Below are 17,854 nucleotides of genomic sequence, written 5' to 3'. Positions count from 1 at the left end.
CCCTCTACCCTGAGCATATTGGCAGGCCACGGTCTGCAGCCTCAGGACACTGAGCCTCATGTATAAAGATTTGAAATTCCCGGTCTTGATCGTGCATCGCGACATCAAGGCCGACACCGTCGCCGGTGATCGCGTGCGTGGCATCGCCCGGGAACTGGAGCAGGAAGGCTTCAGCATCGTTTCGGCGGTGGACTACACCGAAGGGCGGCTGGTCGCTTCGACCCATCACGGCCTTTCCTGCATGTTGATCGCCGCCGAAGACGCCAGCGCCCACTCTCATTTGTTACACAATATGGCCGAGCTGATCGGCCTGGCGCGAGTGCGGGCGCCGGACTTGCCGATCTTTGCGCTGGGCGAGCAGGTCACGCTGGAAAACGCCCCGGCCGATGCCATGGCCGAACTCAATCAACTGCGCGGCATTCTCTATCTGTTCGAAGACACCGTGCCCTTTCTGGCGCGGCAAGTGGCCCGGGCGGCCCGTAAATACCTGGATGGTTTGCTCCCGCCCTTTTTCAAGGCACTGGTGCAACACACCGCCGATTCCAATTATTCCTGGCACACCCCCGGTCATGGCGGCGGCGTGGCATACCACAAGAGTCCGGTTGGCCAGGCGTTCCACCAGTTTTTTGGGGAAAACACCCTGCGTTCGGACTTGTCAGTCTCGGTGCCGGAACTGGGCTCCTTGCTCGATCACACAGGTCCGTTAGCCGAGGCGGAAGCCAGGGCTGCGCGCAATTTCGGCGCCGATCACACCTTTTTCGTGATCAATGGCACCTCGACTGCCAACAAGATCGTCTGGCATTCGATGGTCGCTCGAGATGACCTGGTGCTGGTGGACCGCAACTGCCACAAGTCGGTACTGCACTCGATCATCATGACCGGCGCGATTCCGTTGTACCTGTGCCCGGAGCGCAATGAACTGGGGATCATCGGACCGATTCCGCTGAGCGAGTTCAGCCGCGAATCGATTCAGGCAAAGATCGACGCCAGCCCGCTGACCCAGGGGCGTGAGCTCAAGGTCAAGTTGGCCGTGGTGACCAATTCGACCTACGATGGCCTTTGCTACAACGCCGAACTGATCAAGCAGAGCCTGGGCAACAGCGTCGAGGTCCTGCATTTCGACGAGGCCTGGTACGCCTACGCGGCGTTCCACGAGTTTTTCGCCGGTCGTTATGGCATGGGCACGTCCCGTAGCGAAGACAGCCCGCTGGTATTCACCACGCATTCCACACACAAACTGTTGGCCGCGTTCAGCCAGGCCTCGATGATTCATGTCCAGGACGGAGGTGCGCGGCAACTGGATCGCGATCGCTTCAATGAAGCGTTCATGATGCACATCTCGACGTCGCCGCAGTACAGCATCATCGCTTCGCTGGACGTGGCATCGGCGATGATGGAAGGCCCGGCCGGGCGTTCGCTGTTGCAGGAAATGTTCGACGAAGCCCTGAGTTTTCGCCGGGCGCTGGCCAATCTGCGCCAGCACATCGCTGCGGACGACTGGTGGTTTTCCATCTGGCAGCCACCGTCGGTGGAAGGCATCGAGCGCGTGGTCACCGAAGACTGGCTGCTGCAACCCGACGCCGACTGGCATGGCTTTGGTGGGGTGACTGACGATTACGTGTTGCTTGATCCGATTAAAGTCACCTTGGTGATGCCTGGCCTGACGGCGGGCGGCGCGCTGAGCGAACGCGGGATTCCGGCGGCGGTGGTCAGCAAGTTCCTTTGGGAGCGCGGGCTGGTGGTCGAGAAGACCGGCCTCTATTCATTCCTGGTGCTGTTCTCGATGGGCATCACCAAGGGCAAATGGAGCACGTTGCTGACCGAATTGTTGGAGTTCAAGCGCAGTTACGACGCCAATGTCAGTCTGGCGTCGTGCCTGCCATGCGTGGCGCAACAGAACGTCGCGCGTTATCAGGGCATGGGTTTGCGGGATCTGTGCGATCAACTGCACGCCTGTTATCGCAGCAATGCCACGGCCAAACACCTCAAGCGCATGTACACCGTGTTGCCGGAAATCGCCATGAAGCCGGCTGACGCCTATGATCATTTGGTGCGGGGAGAGGTGGAGGCAGTGTCGATTGATGCCCTGGAAGGGCGAATTGCCGCGGTGATGCTGGTGCCGTACCCACCCGGCATCCCGCTGATCATGCCGGGGGAGCGGTTCACCGAGTCGACCCGGTCGATCATCGATTACCTGTCGTTTGCTCGCACGTTTGACAGCAGCTTCCCCGGGTTTGTCGTTGATGTGCACGGACTGCAACACGAAGACGAGGGCAATGGACGGCATTACACCGTCGATTGCATCAAGGAATGAGGACCTTTCCCAGCATGCAACCGATCATGAATCCCAAATACCCAGGTCTCTCGGTGCGTGTCGCCGATGAGGGGTTTGCGCCCTATATCTGGGGCAGCGATTTCAGTTTTGAAGTCGCGGCCTATGGTGCAGCTGAAATCGGCAAACCGGTGGAGCAGTGGCGGGTCACGCCGATCACCCCTTATCGAAAGTGCTACGGGATTGATCCCGAGGAGTTCAGCAGTTTTCGCGATGCCGCCGACAGTGCGGTGTTCATGGCCTATCTCGATGACGAGCCCGTCGGTCATCTGGTGGTCAGCACCAACTGGAACGGCTTTGCCCATATCGATGAGTTGGCCGTGCATGCGCCAGCGCGCCGTCACGGTGTGGCCAAGGCGTTGCTGGATGTGGCGCAGTTCTGGAGTCGCAAGAAGAAGTTGCCGGGCATCATGCTCGAAACCCAGAACAACAATCTGGGCGCCTGTCGACTCTATGAGCGCTGTGGTTTCGTGATAGGCGGGATCGATCATCTGCGTTATCGCGGCATCGACCCGAACACCGCCGAAGTCGCGCTGTTCTGGTATCGCCTGTTCGATAATCCGCTGGAAAACCCGCTCAGCTCGACAACATCGCCACGGCTTGTTCCGTGAGGATGTCCAGCAGCACCTGAACGGCGGGCATGGGCTCGCCGTTCTTCAGGGTCAGGGCATAGAGGCTGATCGGCACCGCAGGCGCCAAGGGGCAGGCATCCAGGCCGCTCGACTTGGCCCCAAGGGCGGTGAATGGGTCGACAATCGCCAGGCCTTCGCCGGCCTCGACCATGCTGCGCATCATCTGATGAGTCTGCACCCGCGTCTGGATGACCGGGGCAGGGCGCAAGGCATGCAATTTGTTATCGAGCGCCGGGCTTAGCGGATCATGACCTTCCAGGCCAACCATCGACTGGCCGGCCAGATCCTGCAACGAAATGTACTTCTGTTTCGGTTGCAGCCAGCCATGGGGCGCCAACAGCTGGAGCTTGCCTTGGGCAATCACTTGGCAATAGATGTCGGCGTGGTCGGGATCGTGCAGGCTCAGCCCCAGATCGCTTTCACGCAGCAGCAGGCTTCTGACGATCTCGCGGGTGGGTTGGCTCAGCAGGGTGCAAGCCGCATCGGGAAGGCGTCGGCGCAGGGCGGCGATGCTGTGGGGCAATAACTGCTGGGCCAGCGGCGGGGTGCAGATGATGCGCAGCGGGTGCGCCTGATACTGCTTGAGGCTGCTGGCCAGGCGCTGGACCGGTTCAAGCGCGTCATACACGCGGGCGATTTCAACCTGCAGCTCCCGCGCCTCGCGCGTCGCCTGCAAACGTCCACGCACGCTGGAAAACAGCATGAATCCCAACTGATCCTCGGCATCGCGCAAAATGCCTTCGACCTCGGCCACCGGCAACTGCAGCCATTCGGCGGCGGTGCCCAGATGACCGGTCTGCAAGAGCGCGTGGATCACTTCGATATGACGTAAACGCATGCGTGAAGTCCATGTTCAGCAGGTGAGGGAGTCAGTGACTGAATCCTAACTCAAGTGCGCGCATATGACTTCTGCTCATAACGCGGGGTTATGAGGCGGTGGTGATTTCCGGCCGGATGCCGACGTAAGTGTCGGGTTCGCGAACGATGGTGACATCCGACTGAATCAGCAGAAACTGGTTGTCATCGAGCTTCTTGACGCGATCGCCAATGGCCAGCTTATAGGTGGTGACAGGCTTCGTGTCGCCGAGGCCGTCTGCCGACGGGGTGGATTCCTGGAACTCATGCACGGAATAAACGCGGCCTTCCGCGTCTCTTGCATGGAACTGATCGACGAGTACTGCTGCCATCTGCTTAGAACCTCTGGAGATAAATCACTCAATTTGCGGTTCTGTAGACCGTGGTTAAGCGAAGTAAGTTTTCCTACAGGAAAAAAATAGTCAGGGGCGGTGAATTCAACAGCCCACTGGGTGAATCGTCATCTATAACTACAAGTCTTTCCCATCGAACAGTCGAGAGTCTTCAATGAGCAACGTCTACACGATCGCCGTACTGGTCGGCAGCTTGAGAAAGGAATCAATCAACCGCAAGGTTGCGCTCGCCCTGGCCGACCTGGCGCCTGCCAATCTCAAGCTCACCATCGTCGAAATCGGCGATCTGCCGCTCTACAACGAAGACATCGATGGGACTTCACCGCCGGCAGCCTACAGCACTTTCCGACAACAAGTGAGTTCATCCGACGCAGTGCTGTTCGTCACCCCTGAATACAACCGCTCGGTGCCGGCACCGCTGAAGAATGCGATTGACGTGGGATCGCGTCCCTATGGCAAGAGCGCCTGGAGCGGCAAGCCAGGGGCGGTGATCAGCGTTTCGCCGGGGGCTGTCGGCGGGTTTGGGGCCAACCATCACTTGCGTCAGTCAATGGTGTTTCTGGACGTGCCGTGCATGCAGCAGCCGGAAGCCTATCTGGGGGGCGCAGGTTCGGCGTTCGATGAGTCGGGCAAATTGTCCGAATCGGTGAGGCCGTTCTTGCAGAATTTCATCAATGCGTATGGCAAATGGGTCGAGCAGCATAAGAAAGAGTGACCTGAACGCAACACATCCCCTGTAGCAGCTGCCAGGTTGTTCAGTCTTTGCTTTACTGCATATTCGGAATTCCATATATTCACGCCTCGTTTTTCCAGAGGCGTGTACCCGCATGCTTATAGCGTCGCTGATTTTCCTGCTGACCATCACCCTGGTGATCTGGCAACCCAAAGGCCTGGGGGTTGGCTGGAGTGCGACATTCGGCGCCGTGCTGGCGCTGATTTTCGGGGTGGTGCACCTGGCTGATATCCCGATTGTGTGGCAGATCATCTGGAACGCCACCGGCACCTTCGTGGCGCTGATCATCATCAGTCTGTTGCTGGATGAGGCGGGATTCTTTGCCTGGGCAGCCTTGCATGTGGCCCGTTGGGGAAAGGGCAGCGGGCGCAAACTCTTCGCTTATATGGTGCTGCTCGGGGCGCTGGTGTCGGCGTTGTTCGCCAATGACGGTGCGGCGCTGATTCTCACCCCGATCGTGATTTCCATGCTGCTGGCGCTGCGCTTTTCCCCGGCGGCGACGTTGGCATTCGTGATGGGCGCCGGGTTCATCGCCGATACCGCGAGCCTGCCGTTGGTGGTGTCGAACCTGGTGAACATCGTTTCGGCGGACTACTTCGATATCACCTTCAACCGCTATGCGGCGGTGATGATTCCGGTCAACTTCGTGAGCGTCGCCGCCACGCTGGCGATGTTGATGTGGTTTTTTCGTCGTGACATCCCCAAGGCTTACGACCCCGAGCAACTGGAACATCCGTCGACGGCGATCCATGACAAGGCGACGTTTTATGCCGGTTGGGCAGTGCTGGCCATCCTGTTAATTGGCTGCTTCGCCCTTGAGCCGCTGGGCATTCCGATCAGCGCCATTTCCGCTGTCTGTGCCGCGTTGCTGCTGGCCATCGCCGCCCGTGGCCACAAGATCTCCACGCGCAAGGTGATGAAAGAAGCACCGTGGCAGATCGTGATTTTCTCGTTGGGCATGTACCTGGTGGTCTATGGCCTGCGCAATGCCGGGCTCACCGGGTATCTGGCGGGGTGGCTGGACGGGTTCGCGCAGTACGGCGTTTGGGGCGCGGCCATGGGCACGGGCGTGCTGACCGCGCTGTTGTCGTCGATGATGAACAACTTGCCGACGGTGTTGATTGGTTTGCTGTCGATCGATGCCAGCCAGGCCACGGGAGTGGTCAAGGAAGCGATGATTTATGCCAACGTCATTGGCAGCGACCTGGGGCCGAAAATCACGCCGATTGGCAGTCTGGCGACGTTGTTGTGGTTGCATGTGCTGCAACGCAAGAACATTCAGATCGGCTGGGGGTACTACTTCAAGGTCGGGGTGGTGTTGACGGTGCCGGTGTTGTTGGTGACGTTGGCGGCTTTGGCTTTGCGGTTATCCATTTAGAACGGGGTGGCTTCTTCGCGGGCAAGCCTCGCTCCTACAGGATTGATGACGAATGCAAATTCAGCGAACGATACAAAACCTGTAGAAGCGAGGCTTGCCCGCGAAGGGGCCAACCCAGGCACTACAAATCTCAACCACTGCCCGGCACATTCGGCCAAAGATCCGCCACCAGAAACAACCGTTCCGCTTCCTCCCAATCCCCATCCGCGTTCTCGATCAGGCGCACCATCAACTGCGCCGGGGCCAATGGCTCCAGGTCACTGAGCCATGCGTCCAGCTGCCCGGTGTTCCAGGTCTGTTCCGCCGGGTAATGCGCCGGCGCCAGCCACGCATGGCGGGGCAGGGGTTGCCAGCGGCCGAACGGGCGCTGCACGACAAAGTCCGCCCAGTCTTTCTGATGCAGCCAGCTGCCGCGCAGATGCTGCGGATGGGCACCGAGGGGGGGCTCGGCTTGTCCTGGCCACGGATACAGCAGATAACCGCCCAGCCACAGATGCGCGCTGAACTGCTGAATATCCAGCGCCGCCAGTACCTCGCGACTCTCGGGGCGGGCGGAAATCGGCAGTTGGTGTTGCGTCAGATGCGCCAGTTTGCGGTCCAGTCGATCATGACAACCTGGTCCGAGCCACTGTGCCGTGTCCTGTCCGTCACCATTCTGCGGACCCAGATACAGCTTGATCGCCAGTTCCAGATGATGCACGCCGTCGCGATCGCGCAACAGCATGTCCAGCTCGCCCAAGGTGTGGCCTTCGCGGCGGATCGGCATGTTGGCGGCAATCAACTCGATACCCGGCGCATGGCGCACGGCGTATTGCCACAAGCGTTCGTAATACAGGCCCAGTCGCCGGGTCCTGGCCTGCGCCAGCCAGTGCAGCAAGTCGTAACTGTCGCGGTCGAGTTGCTTCAGCCAGCGTTTCAGCTGCTCAGGTGCCTGCACCCAGTCGCTGCCGGCCAGCGGATGGCGTTGCGGCCACGGAGTGGTGTCGAGCATCGGCGGCGCGAGGATGACCCAGGCAAGGTCGCGCACTTCGGGGTGGCGCAACTGGTGGGGTAACTGGAGCAAATCGGGAAATAGGATCATCTTGCGAGCATAGCCCTAAACATGAGTACACCCTTGTGGCTGAAAGGATTTTGTCTATCCCGCGCTTTCGCCCATAATCGTGTTTTTCACCGTCGCGCAGGAACCCCATGGAGCAATTTCGTAATATCGGCATCATCGGTCGCCTGGGCAGTTCGCAGGTGCTGGATACCGTCCGCCGACTGAAACGGTTTCTGCTTGATCGTCACCTGCACGTGATTCTCGAAGACACCATCGCCGAAGTCCTGCCCGGTCATGGCCTGCAAACCTCGTCTCGCAAGATGCTCGGCGAAGTCTGTGACATGGTGATTGTGGTCGGCGGTGACGGCAGCCTGCTTGGCGCCGCGCGTGCCTTGGCCCGACACAATATTCCGGTGCTCGGCATCAACCGGGGCAGCCTCGGTTTCCTGACCGACATTCGCCCGGATGAACTGGAAGTCAAAGTCGCCGAAGTGCTCGACGGCCATTACCTGGTGGAAAACCGCTTCCTGCTGCAAGCCGAAGTCCGGCGCCATGCCGAGGCCATCGGCCAGGGCGATGCGCTGAACGACGTGGTCCTGCACCCGGGCAAATCGACGCGGATGATCGAATTCGAGTTGTACATCGACGGCCAGTTCGTCTGCAGCCAGAAGGCCGACGGCCTGATCGTCGCAACGCCCACCGGTTCGACCGCCTATGCGCTGTCGGCGGGCGGGCCGATCATGCACCCCAAGCTCGACGCTATTGTGATTGTGCCGATGTACCCCCATACCTTGTCGGGCAGGCCAATTGTGGTCGATGGCAACAGTGAGCTGAAAATCGTCGTGTCCAAAGATATGCAGATTTACCCGCAAGTCTCCTGTGACGGGCAGAACCATTTCACCTGCGCGCCGGGCGACACCATCACCATCAGCAAAAAAGCCCAGAAACTGCGGCTGATCCACCCGCTCGACCACAACTACTATGAGGTCTGCCGGACCAAGCTTGGCTGGGGCAGCCGGTTGGGTGGTGGAGGCGACTGATGCTCGATCCCGCGCGTAGCTACGACCTGATCGGTGACGTGCACGGTTGCGCTCTGACCCTTGAGCACTTGCTCGACCGGCTCGGTTATCACAAACAAGGTGGCGTCTGGCGGCATCCATCGCGCATGGCGGTGTTCGTCGGCGACATCATCGACCGCGGCCCGCGGATTCGCGAGGCGCTGCATATCGTCCACGACATGGTCGAGGCCGGTCAGGCGCTGTGCATCATGGGCAACCATGAATTCAACGCCCTCGGCTGGGCCACGCCGGCGCCGCCAGGCAGCGGCAAGCAGTTCGTGCGCGAACACACGCCACGCCATGCGCGCCTGCTCGGTGAAACCCTGACGCAATTTGAACATCACCCCGGCGACTGGCATGACTTCCAGCAATGGTTTTACGAACTGCCATTGTTTGTGGATGCCGGGCGTTTCCGCGTGGTGCACGCCTGCTGGGATGCCGGCCTGATCGAGCCGCTGCGCGCGCTGTTCCCCGATGGCTGCGTCGACGAACATTTCCTCCAGGCCTCGGCCGTGCCGGGCAGTTTCGCCTGCACCGTGTTCGATCGTTTGCTGCGCGGGACCGACATGCGCCTGCCCCACGGGCTGACCATGACCAGCGGCGATGGCCTGACGCGATCGTTCTTCCGCACCAAATTCTGGGAAGACGACCCGCAAACCTACGGAGACATTGTGTTCCAGCCCGACGCCTTGCCCGAACCCGTGGCCCAGACGCCCCTGTCGTCCACCGAAAAAAATACCTTGCTGCGTTACGGCGTCGATGAGCCGCTGTTGTTCGTTGGCCATTACTGGCGCAGCGGCAAACCGGCGCCGATCCGTCCGAACCTGGCCTGCCTGGATTACAGCGCGGTGCTCTACGGCAAACTGGTCGCCTATCGCCTGGATCAGGAAACCCGCCTCGACCCGCACAAGTTTGTCTGGGTCGATGTCGAGCGGCCGGAGGTGTTGCGATGACTACCGTTGCTGTTTTACGCCTGCCGCTGGCCGTGGATTTGAGCGGGTTCGTCAAACTGCTGCAACGCATGCAGGTGCCGCATCGGGTCAGCGAAGAGTCCGGTGAACAGGTGCTGTGGGTGCCGGCCAATATCAGCGAAGACGTCCGTTCCTTATATGAACGTTTCCCGGCGGGCGACCCTGATCAGCAGCTGGACATTCCGGTCGCGCAAACCACCAGGCGGCCTGGTTTTGTCGAGCAACTGCGCCATGCCAAGGCAACCGGCTTGGTGTTGCTGCTGAGCCTGATCGTCGGTGCGGTGACGCTGCTGGGGGAAAACCTCGACACGCTGCGTTGGCTGACCTTCCTCGATTTTCGTATCGTTGGCGAGTACATCCATTTTGTGCCCTTGGCCGACAGCCTGGCGGCGGGGCAGTGGTGGCGTCTGGTGACGCCGATGCTGATCCACTTCGGCATCCTGCACCTGGCCATGAACGGCATGTGGTATTGGGAGCTGGGGCGGCGCATCGAGTCGCGTCAGGGCAGCATCAACCTGATCGGCTTGACCTTGCTTTTCAGCCTGGTGTCGAACTACGCCCAGTTTGTTTTCAGTGGCCCGACCCTGTTCGGCGGGTTGTCCGGGGTGCTTTACGGCCTGCTCGGGCATTGCTGGATTTTCCAGATATTGTCGCCGAACCCGGCATATCGCCTGCCGCGCGGTGTGCTGGTGATGATGCTGGTGTGGCTGGTGCTGTGCCTGTCGGGCCTGGTCTCGATGATCGGTTTCGGTGAAATCGCCAACGCAGCCCATGTCAGCGGGTTGCTCGTCGGATGCTTGACCGGTTTGTTGGGCGGTTTGTACAACCGCCGTAAACTGGCCGTCTAATCAGTTATGTATTAAAGAGCGGAGCCCTTGATGTCCTCTTTTAACGAAATGATTCAAAACATCACCCCCGATATCTACCAGAGCCTGAAGCTGGCGGTGGAGATCGGCAAATGGTCCGACGGTGGCAAACTCACCGCCGAACAACGTGAATTGTCGCTGCAAGCGATGATCGCCTGGGAAATCCAGAACCTGCCCGAGGAAGAGCGTACCGGCTACATGGGCCCGCAGGAATGCAGCTCGAAGTCGATCAGCGTGCCGAACATCCTGTTCAAATCGGATGCCATCCATTGATTGAGATTGGCCGTGGTGCAATCAGCAAAATGTCGGCGCGCCTTGACGGGCCGAACGTGCAGTACGCGTTTCGTCTGGATGACGTCGAGGTGCCGGTCAATCCCTTGATCGGCAGCACGGTGCGTCTGGAATATCTGGGGGCGATTCATTGCACCCATTGCGGGCGCAAGACCAAAACCAGTTTCAGCCAGGGGTATTGCTACCCGTGCATGACCAAACTGGCGCAGTGCGACCTCTGTATCATGAGCCCGGAGCGTTGCCACTACGACGCTGGCACCTGCCGTGAGCCGGAGTGGGGCGAGAAGTTCTGCATGACCGATCACATTGTGTATCTGTCGAATTCGTCCGGGGTGAAAGTCGGGATTACCCGCGCCACCCAGCTGCCGACTCGCTGGGTCGACCAGGGCGCCCGTCAGGCGTTGCCGATCATGCGCGTTTCGACCCGCCAGCAATCGGGGTTTGTCGAGGACCTGTTCCGCAGTCAGGTGGCAGACAAGACCAACTGGCGTGCTTTACTCAAGGGCGACGCGGTGTCGGTGAACCTGGCCGAGGTTCGCGATCAGTTGTTCGACAGCTGCGCCGAAGGGTTGCAAGGTTTGCAGGAACGATTCGGCCTACAAGCAATCCAGACCATTGCCGACGTAGAAACCCTCGAAATCCGCTATCCGGTCGAGCAATACCCGGCCAAAATCGTCAGCTTCAACCTGGACAAGAATCCGATTGCCGAAGGCACGTTGTTGGGGATCAAGGGCCAATACCTGATTTTCGACACCGGCGTCATCAATATTCGTAAATACACGGCTTATCAGCTCGCCGTGCATCAGTAAGGACTCCAGCATGCGCACCGAACAACCGAAGATGATCTATTTGAAAGACTATCAGGCGCCCGAGTACCTGATCGACGAGACGCACCTGACCTTCGAGTTGTTCGAGGACCACAGCCTGGTCCATGCGCAACTGGTGATGCGCCGCAATCCCGAGCGCGGCCCGGGCCTGCCGCCGCTGGTGCTGGACGGCCAGCAACTCGAGCTGCTGTCGGTCACCGTGGCTGACCGCGAGCTGAGCGACGCTGATTATCAGCTGACGGAAAACCACCTGACCCTGCACCCGACCAGCACCACCTTCACGGTCGATACCAGCGTCAAGATCCACCCGGAAACCAACACCGCCCTGGAAGGTTTGTACAAATCCGGCACGATGTTCTGCACCCAGTGCGAGGCCGAAGGCTTCCGCAAGATCACCTATTACCTCGACCGCCCGGACGTGATGAGCACGTTCACCACCACGGTCATTGCCGAGCAGCATAGCTATCCGGTGTTGCTGTCCAACGGCAATCCGATTGCCTCAGGTCCCGGCGAAGACGGCCGGCACTGGGCGACCTGGGAAGATCCGTTCAAGAAGCCGGCGTACCTGTTCGCGCTGGTGGCCGGTGACTTGTGGTGCGTCGAAGACAGCTTCACCACCATGAGCGAACGCTCGGTGGCGCTGCGCATTTACGTCGAGCCGGAAAACATCGACAAGTGCCAGCACGCGATGAACAGCCTCAAGAAGTCGATGCGTTGGGACGAAGAGGTCTACGGTCGCGAGTACGATCTGGACATCTTCATGATCGTCGCGGTCAACGACTTCAACATGGGCGCCATGGAGAACAAGGGCCTCAACATCTTCAACTCCAGCGCCGTACTGGCCCGCGCCGAAACCGCCACCGATGCCGCGCACCAGCGTGTCGAGGCGATCGTCGCGCACGAATACTTCCACAACTGGTCGGGCAACCGCGTGACCTGCCGCGACTGGTTCCAGTTGTCGCTCAAGGAAGGCTTCACCGTGTTCCGTGATTCGGGCTTCTCCGCCGACATGAACTCGGCCACCGTGAAACGCATCCAGGACGTGGCTTACCTGCGTACTCACCAGTTTGCTGAAGACGCAGGTCCCATGGCTCACGCCGTGCGCCCGGACAGCTTCATCGAGATTTCCAATTTCTATACCCTGACCGTGTACGAAAAAGGTTCGGAAGTGGTCGGCATGATCCACACCTTGCTCGGCGCCGAAGGCTTCCGCAAAGGCAGCGACCTGTATTTCGAACGCTATGACGGCCAGGCCGTGACCTGCGACGACTTCATCAAAGCCATGGAAGATGCCAACGGTGTCGACCTGGCCCAGTTCAAACGCTGGTACAGCCAGGCCGGTACCCCGCGTCTGGCGGTGAGCGAGTCCTACGACGCCGCCGCGAAAACCTACAGCCTGACTTTCCGCCAAAGCTGCCCGGCGACCCCGGACAAGGTGGAAAAACTGCCGTTCGTGATTCCTGTGGAATTGGGCCTGCTTGACTCGAAAGGGGCGGCCATTGCGTTGCGTCTTTCCGGTGAAGACCGCGCCCAAGGCGCTTCGCGGGTGATTTCGGTGACCGAAGCCGAGCAGACCTTCACCTTCGTCGACATCGCTGAACAGCCGCTGCCTTCATTACTGCGCGGCTTCTCGGCGCCGGTGAAACTGAGCTTTCCGTACAACCGCGATCAACTGATGTTCCTGATGCAGCACGACAGCGACGGTTTCAACCGCTGGGATGCCGGTCAGCAATTGTCGGTTCAGGTGCTGCAAGAGCTGATCACTCAGCAGCAGAAGGGCGAAGCACTGGTGCTGGATCAACGTCTGGTTTCTGCTCTGCGCACCGTGCTGTCCGACGAGACGCTGGACCAGGCGATGGTTGCGGAAATGCTTTCGCTGCCGGGCGAGGCGTATCTGACCGAAATCAGCGACGTGGCTGACGTCGACGCCATCCATATCGCTCGCGAGTTTGCCCGCAAGCAATTGGCTGAAGGTTTGTTCGAGGCGCTGTGGTTGCGTTATCAGGCCAACCGCGATCTGTCGAAGAAAACCCCGTATGTGGCCGAGGCCGAGCATTTCGCCCGTCGTGCCTTGCAGAACATCGCGCTGTCGTACCTGATGCTCAGCGGCAAGCCGGAAGTGTTGGCGGCGACGCTGGAACAATTCGAGACCAGCGACAACATGACCGAACGCCTGACCGCGCTGGCGGTGTTGGTCAATTCGCCGTTTGAAGAGCAGAAGGCCTTGGCGCTGGCGAGTTTTGCCGAGCACTTCAAGGACAATCCGCTGGTCATGGATCAGTGGTTCAGTGTCCAGGCGGGCAGCACGTTGCCCGGTGGTCTGGAGCGCGTTCGTCAGTTGATGGAGCATCCGGCGTTCAACATCAAGAACCCGAACAAGGTGCGGGCATTGGTCGGCGCGTTTGCCGGGCAGAACCTGATCAACTTCCATGCGGCGGACGGTTCCGGGTATCGCTTCCTGGCGGATCTGGTGATCGAGTTGAATGGCTTCAACCCGCAGATCGCTTCCCGCCAGTTGGCGCCGCTGACTCGCTGGCGCAAATACGACGACGCCCGTCAGGCGTTGATGAAAGGCGAGCTGGAGCGGATTCGTGCTTCGGGTCAGCTGTCCAGCGATGTGTTTGAAGTGGTCAGCAAAAGCCTGGCTTGATATTGATGCCGCGGTCTGCCTGGCAGACCGCGGTGCTTGTTTCATCGAATCGCCCCACGGTACAAGCCCACTCGATTTCCCAGGTGGTTTTTTGATGCGCTCCTTCGGCGCTCGGAAACTGGCGAAAAAAACGATGATTGCCTACAGTTTCCTCTGAGATCGCAATACCAAAGACCTCGTCTTTGTTCAGGTTGTCGTGCGAGCATTCGCGCAGGAAGTCAAAACTCGGATGAGTCACAGTCGCGCCTTGCGCGCAGTCGAGTGTTTGAGGACCCAGGCCATGACAGCCTCGCAAGCCCTTCCGGAAAGCGAAAATCCAGAGCCCCACAGCGCCGCCAAAAATCTGCAGGCGGCACTAGATGCCGAGGCGCTCGCAATGTCGAAAAACCCACAGTCGGCCTTCCATGGCAAAACAGGGAATGGAAGACATCTGCGCGAGACGTCCCAGACGGTTGGCCTGGCCTTTTCCGGTGGTGGTATACGCAGTGCGACGTTTTGCCTGGGCGTGCTCCAGGCATTAGCGAGCCGCAAACGGCTGGCCTCGTTCGACTACCTGTCAACAGTCTCTGGCGGTGGCTACATCGGCAGCTGGCTGAGCGCCTGGATTCATCGTAAAGGCTTGGCCGAAGTTCAGGAAAGCCTGGCGCAGGCCGACAACGTCAACACCTCGACGGCCCCTGCATCGTCTGAGCCTGCCGAGATTGTCTGGTTGAGGCGATACAGCAACTACCTGACACCTCGGGTAGGCATGTTCTCGATGGATACGCTGACATTGCTTGCCACCTGGATGCGCAATGTCCTGCTCAATCTGATCATCCTGCTGGCTTTTTTCGCATTGTTGTTCACATTGCCTTACGGCCTTCTTCGCGGCTATGACGCACTGGCCACTTACGGACATATTTCGGGTTATGCGGCGGCCTGGGGCGGATTGTTTTTCACGTTCTGCATCGGCTACAACCTCTGGCACCAGGGGTTGCGAATCAAACGCGAGCGAAACGGTTTGATCTCCGTACCCGGCGTGATTCTGACAGTGATTGTCCCCGGGGTTTTCTCGGTGGTGTTTGCGGTTATCTGGTGGATTGACTCCCAGCCAGGCTGGGATACGGCATTTGCCAACGTGTGTTATCTGGCAGGTCTGCTGCTGGCCTTGCAATTGGTCTGGGTGTTGGCTGAGTTGGCTGAGCGTAAACCCTGGAAACAGCTTCTCTGCGACACCATCGTGCAGTGCCTCGCAGGTGCTGTGGCGCTGATTTGTGGCGTATTGGTCATCGCTGCAGCCAGTTACCTGTTGCCGGTCAGCAGAGTCGATACGCTTGAGTACAAAATCGTCTTGCTGTGTCTGGCCGTTCCGGTTTTTCTCGCGGCGCTGGGCGTCACCACAACTGTCTATACCGGCATGGTCGGACGCGCTTACTACGAGCGCAGCCGAGAGTGGTGGAGTCGTCTGAACGCCTGGCTGATGACGATCGCCTTCGGTTGGGCGATCTGGTGCCTGTTGACGTTTTTCTCGTTACCGTTGCTGGAATGGCTGCAAAGTCACATGGGCAACTGGATCAGCCTGTTGGGCACCGGCTGGATTGGCTCACTGCTGGCGTCGATGTTTCTGCGCAAGCCGGAATCGGCTTCGGTAAAGAAACAGATACGCATTGAGCATTACTTGAATATCGCCTCGGCGGTGTTTGTCGTCGGCCTGGTATTTGTTGCTGCAGCGGCGACACAGAAAGCGTTGCTGGCGATTGCCGACCGGACTCCGGCACCCGTTTTCGATAAAGATTATCTACCTGCGTTCTGGGCGATATTCCAAGGCAAGATGCCGTCCATTGGTGCCTTGACCGTTAATAACCCGGACACGTGGGGCATTCCGGTTTTTCTGGTGGCTATCGTTGTTCTGGTGGGGGTGACCCTTCTGTTTGCCTGGCGGGTCGACATCAACAAATTCTCCCTGCACAACATGTACAAGAATCGCCTGGTCAGGTGCTACCTGGGTGCGAGTAATCAGCAGGGCCGCAATGAACAACCCTTTGTGGGCCTGGACGATGACGATGACCTTTCCCTGCACCTGTTGAACAGAAAAAGCGGTGATGAGCGGGTGCCGCAGCTTCCCCTCCAGATCATCAATACCACCCTGAACATTACCCAGGGGGCAGACCTGGCCTGGCAGGAGAGAAAAGCGGCCTCTTTCGCGTTCACACCGTTGTTTTGCGGTTACTCGTTGGAGCGTACGCAAGGGGATACAACGTCCTTGCGCGTCACTGATTCTTCAAAACAGCCAGATCCGGCCTATCGCCCGACCGATGTTTATGCCGCACTGGATCTGGAGGAACAGGGCTTTACGCTGGGGATGGCACTGGCCACCTCCGGCGCGGCCGTCAGCCCGAACATGGGGCGTGCCAGCATGCCGATGCTGGCTTTCGTCCTGACGCTGTTCAACATTCGTCTGGGTCGCTGGAGTCCAAATCCGGCGCAATCGCAGTGGGGCTCGCCGAGCCCTCGATTCGGCTTGCTGGCGCTGTTGTATGAATTATTGGGCTTGAGCGATGAGCGCAGCCGTTACGTTTATCTTTCTGACGGCGGCCATTTCGATAACCTGGGGCTCTACGAACTGGTGCGACGGCGCTGTGCCGTGATCATAGCGGTCGACGCCAGTGCCGATGAGCAGCGCGAGATGACCGACCTGGCAGACACCATCCGCAAGTGCCGGGTCGATCTGGGGGTTGATATTCGTTTCAACCAATTGAACAACTTTCGCGGAGATGCCAATGCACTGTGTACGCAGGGCTACCTTATTGGTGAAGTACATTACGATGCGCAGAATGTTGGCAAGCTCGTGCTCATCAAGCCCAGCTTGGCCTCACTGCGTAATGAACCGGCAGATGTTCTGAACTACGCGATACAAAACCCGACCTTTCCGCACCAGACCACGGCTGATCAGTTTTTTGATGAAAGTCAGTTTGAAAGTTTCCGGCGGCTGGGGAAGCTGATCGGCGAACAATGCTTTGACGACCCCTTGGTCAAGCAACTGCTGCGTGTCCGCAAGCCCGCACCGCCGCCAGTGCCGGCTAAAGCAATAACGGAGGGACGAAGCCATTTCACTGACTTCATCGGTTGGCTCCTCAAGCGTGCGCCTAGCCTGAGACCCTCTCGAGATGGGTCGCTGGTTGACCTGTTTCTTGAAATGCTGGCGGTAACGCTGATAACCGCTGGGATATTCTTCGTGTTGGATCGGACGCTGTTCAACGTCTCCAGCCAGTTCTGTTTCAGACTGGCGGATTGTATGGGCGTTGCACAACAGCAGTTCAATAGCGTGCCGTCGCCTGGGCAGAGTACCGCTGGAGAATGGCGGGTCGCGCTGGATAATCTGTTTGTGCTCCTCTATCTCAGCGTCTTTTTGCTCGGTTACAAGGTCGGTTGCGGGAAACACTGGAAAGTGTGGTTGCTGGCAGTTGTTCCGCTGGTTACCGCGTTGAGCGACTATGCTGAAAACTTCATGATACTGAGCTGGCTCAATGGTCATGCATCAGTGGATCAGATCGGGGCACTGGCCATGCTGACCTGGATGAAGTTTTGCGGATTTGCACTCAGTGTCATTTTGCTGGTAACGCTGGCCCCAGCGATCAAGCGCGTGTTCATCAAGCGCTGGTTCGGCTAGGCACGATGACCGGGCGGGATGATGCACGGACCATCATCCCCTCGAATACGCCTCCATTCACCCTCAACCGTTATCCCCCAGTTAACAAAACATAACGCGGCGTCGATTGTCAGACCTTTCCAAACCCCGATAGGATAAGCCAGCTTCCGAAGGGGCTCTAGATTGCGCATTTCAGGACTATGCTCCAGAACAGGCAATCCCGATGAGCACCCCTTACGGC

At 59.1% G+C, this 17,854-nt stretch carries 15 protein-coding genes; 11 read left to right on the top strand and 4 right to left on the bottom strand.

Annotated features, from left to right (window positions below; all coding sequences use genetic code 11):
• Nucleotides 1–58 precede the first annotated feature (58 nt).
• Both AC1ROI_RS22100 and AC1ROI_RS22095 read left to right on the top strand, forming a co-directional pair.
• A complete protein-coding gene (locus AC1ROI_RS22100; protein WP_102594390.1) occupies nucleotides 59–2,314 on the top strand; it encodes an Orn/Lys/Arg family decarboxylase in 2,256 nt (751 codons plus the stop codon).
• A gap of 14 nt (nucleotides 2,315–2,328) precedes the next feature.
• Nucleotides 2,329–2,943 (top strand): GNAT family N-acetyltransferase, encoded by a 615-nt coding sequence (locus tag AC1ROI_RS22095; RefSeq protein WP_010459805.1) that lies wholly within the window; start codon nucleotides 2,329–2,331, stop codon nucleotides 2,941–2,943.
• Here AC1ROI_RS22095 and AC1ROI_RS22090 read toward each other — a convergent pair.
• Together AC1ROI_RS22090 and AC1ROI_RS22085 are read right to left on the bottom strand one after the other, a co-directional pair.
• Nucleotides 2,909–3,802 (bottom strand): LysR substrate-binding domain-containing protein, encoded by an 894-nt coding sequence (locus AC1ROI_RS22090; RefSeq protein WP_010459807.1) that lies wholly within the window; start codon nucleotides 3,800–3,802, stop codon nucleotides 2,909–2,911. The two genes, AC1ROI_RS22095 and AC1ROI_RS22090, sit on opposite strands and share 35 nt — an antisense overlap.
• Nucleotides 3,803–3,890: 88 nt before the next feature.
• Nucleotides 3,891–4,151, bottom strand: coding sequence for a hypothetical protein (locus AC1ROI_RS22085; protein WP_010459809.1), 261 nt, complete (start codon nucleotides 4,149–4,151; stop codon nucleotides 3,891–3,893).
• Between the two features lie 175 nt (nucleotides 4,152–4,326).
• Between AC1ROI_RS22085 and AC1ROI_RS22080 the strand changes: the two genes are divergently transcribed.
• On the top strand, nucleotides 4,327–4,887 hold the full coding sequence (locus AC1ROI_RS22080; RefSeq protein ID WP_083376880.1) for an NADPH-dependent FMN reductase: 561 nt from the start codon (nucleotides 4,327–4,329) through the stop codon (nucleotides 4,885–4,887).
• 112 nt (nucleotides 4,888–4,999) lie between these two features.
• Nucleotides 5,000–6,283 carry an arsenic transporter gene (locus tag AC1ROI_RS22075; protein ID WP_010459813.1) on the top strand — a complete coding sequence of 428 codons (1,284 nt, stop codon included), beginning with the start codon at nucleotides 5,000–5,002 and terminating at the stop codon, nucleotides 6,281–6,283.
• A 130-nt stretch (nucleotides 6,284–6,413) separates the two neighbouring features.
• Here the strand turns inward: AC1ROI_RS22075 and AC1ROI_RS22070 are convergent, their stop codons facing one another.
• A complete protein-coding gene (locus tag AC1ROI_RS22070; protein WP_102594391.1) occupies nucleotides 6,414–7,364 on the bottom strand; it encodes a DUF1853 family protein in 951 nt (316 codons plus the stop codon).
• A gap of 107 nt (nucleotides 7,365–7,471) precedes the next feature.
• Here AC1ROI_RS22070 and AC1ROI_RS22065 point away from each other — a divergent pair, with 107 nt between their 5' ends.
• The 6 genes from AC1ROI_RS22065 to pepN are packed head-to-tail and all read left to right on the top strand — an operon-like array spanning nucleotide 7,472 to nucleotide 13,985.
• Nucleotides 7,472–8,362, top strand: coding sequence for an NAD(+) kinase (locus AC1ROI_RS22065; protein ID WP_010459816.1), 891 nt, complete (start codon nucleotides 7,472–7,474; stop codon nucleotides 8,360–8,362).
• Entirely contained in the window at nucleotides 8,359–9,333 is a 975-nt protein-coding gene (locus tag AC1ROI_RS22060; protein ID WP_370654424.1) for a metallophosphoesterase, read from the top strand. Before AC1ROI_RS22065 ends, AC1ROI_RS22060 begins: the two co-directional genes overlap by 4 nt.
• A complete protein-coding gene (locus AC1ROI_RS22055; protein WP_077749648.1) occupies nucleotides 9,330–10,199 on the top strand; it encodes a rhomboid family intramembrane serine protease in 870 nt (289 codons plus the stop codon). Before AC1ROI_RS22060 ends, AC1ROI_RS22055 begins: the two co-directional genes overlap by 4 nt.
• A 30-nt stretch (nucleotides 10,200–10,229) precedes the next feature.
• Nucleotides 10,230–10,490: a YeaC family protein gene (locus tag AC1ROI_RS22050; protein ID WP_010459822.1), complete on the top strand. Its 261-nt coding sequence runs from the start codon at nucleotides 10,230–10,232 to the stop codon at nucleotides 10,488–10,490.
• Nucleotides 10,487–11,317, top strand: coding sequence for a DUF2797 domain-containing protein (locus AC1ROI_RS22045; protein ID WP_102594392.1), 831 nt, complete (start codon nucleotides 10,487–10,489; stop codon nucleotides 11,315–11,317). Before AC1ROI_RS22050 ends, AC1ROI_RS22045 begins: the two co-directional genes overlap by 4 nt.
• Before the next feature lie 10 nt (nucleotides 11,318–11,327).
• Nucleotides 11,328–13,985 (top strand): aminopeptidase N, encoded by a 2,658-nt coding sequence (gene pepN / locus AC1ROI_RS22040; RefSeq protein ID WP_102594393.1) that lies wholly within the window; start codon nucleotides 11,328–11,330, stop codon nucleotides 13,983–13,985.
• Here pepN and AC1ROI_RS22035 read toward each other — a convergent pair.
• Nucleotides 13,966–14,223: a hypothetical protein gene (locus AC1ROI_RS22035; protein WP_102594394.1), complete on the bottom strand. Its 258-nt coding sequence runs from the start codon at nucleotides 14,221–14,223 to the stop codon at nucleotides 13,966–13,968. The two genes, pepN and AC1ROI_RS22035, sit on opposite strands and share 20 nt — an antisense overlap.
• A gap of 42 nt (nucleotides 14,224–14,265) precedes the next feature.
• Here AC1ROI_RS22035 and AC1ROI_RS22030 point away from each other — a divergent pair, with 42 nt between their 5' ends.
• Nucleotides 14,266–17,634, top strand: a complete 3,369-nt coding sequence (locus AC1ROI_RS22030; protein ID WP_158243844.1) for a patatin-like phospholipase family protein — start codon at nucleotides 14,266–14,268, stop codon at nucleotides 17,632–17,634.
• Nucleotides 17,635–17,854: the final 220 nt, after the last annotated feature.

This window comes from Pseudomonas sp. GW823-FHT02C02 (assembly GCF_058797635.1).
This window is presented reverse-complemented; position numbering and strand designations above follow the sequence as displayed.

Excerpts from the sequence above, each read along its gene's own strand:
- AC1ROI_RS22100 (WP_102594390.1), top strand. The coding sequence starts at position 59 with ATGTATAAAGATTTGAAATTCCCGGTCTTGATCGTGCATCGCGACATC.
- AC1ROI_RS22095 (WP_010459805.1), top strand. The coding sequence starts at position 2,329 with ATGCAACCGATCATGAATCCCAAATACCCAGGTCTCTCGGTGCGTGTC.
- AC1ROI_RS22090 (WP_010459807.1), bottom strand. The coding sequence starts at position 3,802 with ATGCGTTTACGTCATATCGAAGTGATCCACGCGCTCTTGCAGACCGGT.
- AC1ROI_RS22085 (WP_010459809.1), bottom strand. The coding sequence starts at position 4,151 with ATGGCAGCAGTACTCGTCGATCAGTTCCATGCAAGAGACGCGGAAGGC.
- AC1ROI_RS22080 (WP_083376880.1), top strand. The coding sequence starts at position 4,327 with ATGAGCAACGTCTACACGATCGCCGTACTGGTCGGCAGCTTGAGAAAG.
- AC1ROI_RS22075 (WP_010459813.1), top strand. The coding sequence starts at position 5,000 with ATGCTTATAGCGTCGCTGATTTTCCTGCTGACCATCACCCTGGTGATC.
- AC1ROI_RS22070 (WP_102594391.1), bottom strand. The coding sequence starts at position 7,364 with ATGATCCTATTTCCCGATTTGCTCCAGTTACCCCACCAGTTGCGCCAC.
- AC1ROI_RS22065 (WP_010459816.1), top strand. The coding sequence starts at position 7,472 with ATGGAGCAATTTCGTAATATCGGCATCATCGGTCGCCTGGGCAGTTCG.
- AC1ROI_RS22055 (WP_077749648.1), top strand. The coding sequence starts at position 9,330 with ATGACTACCGTTGCTGTTTTACGCCTGCCGCTGGCCGTGGATTTGAGC.
- AC1ROI_RS22050 (WP_010459822.1), top strand. The coding sequence starts at position 10,230 with ATGTCCTCTTTTAACGAAATGATTCAAAACATCACCCCCGATATCTAC.
- pepN (WP_102594393.1), top strand. The coding sequence starts at position 11,328 with ATGCGCACCGAACAACCGAAGATGATCTATTTGAAAGACTATCAGGCG.
- AC1ROI_RS22030 (WP_158243844.1), top strand. The coding sequence starts at position 14,266 with ATGACAGCCTCGCAAGCCCTTCCGGAAAGCGAAAATCCAGAGCCCCAC.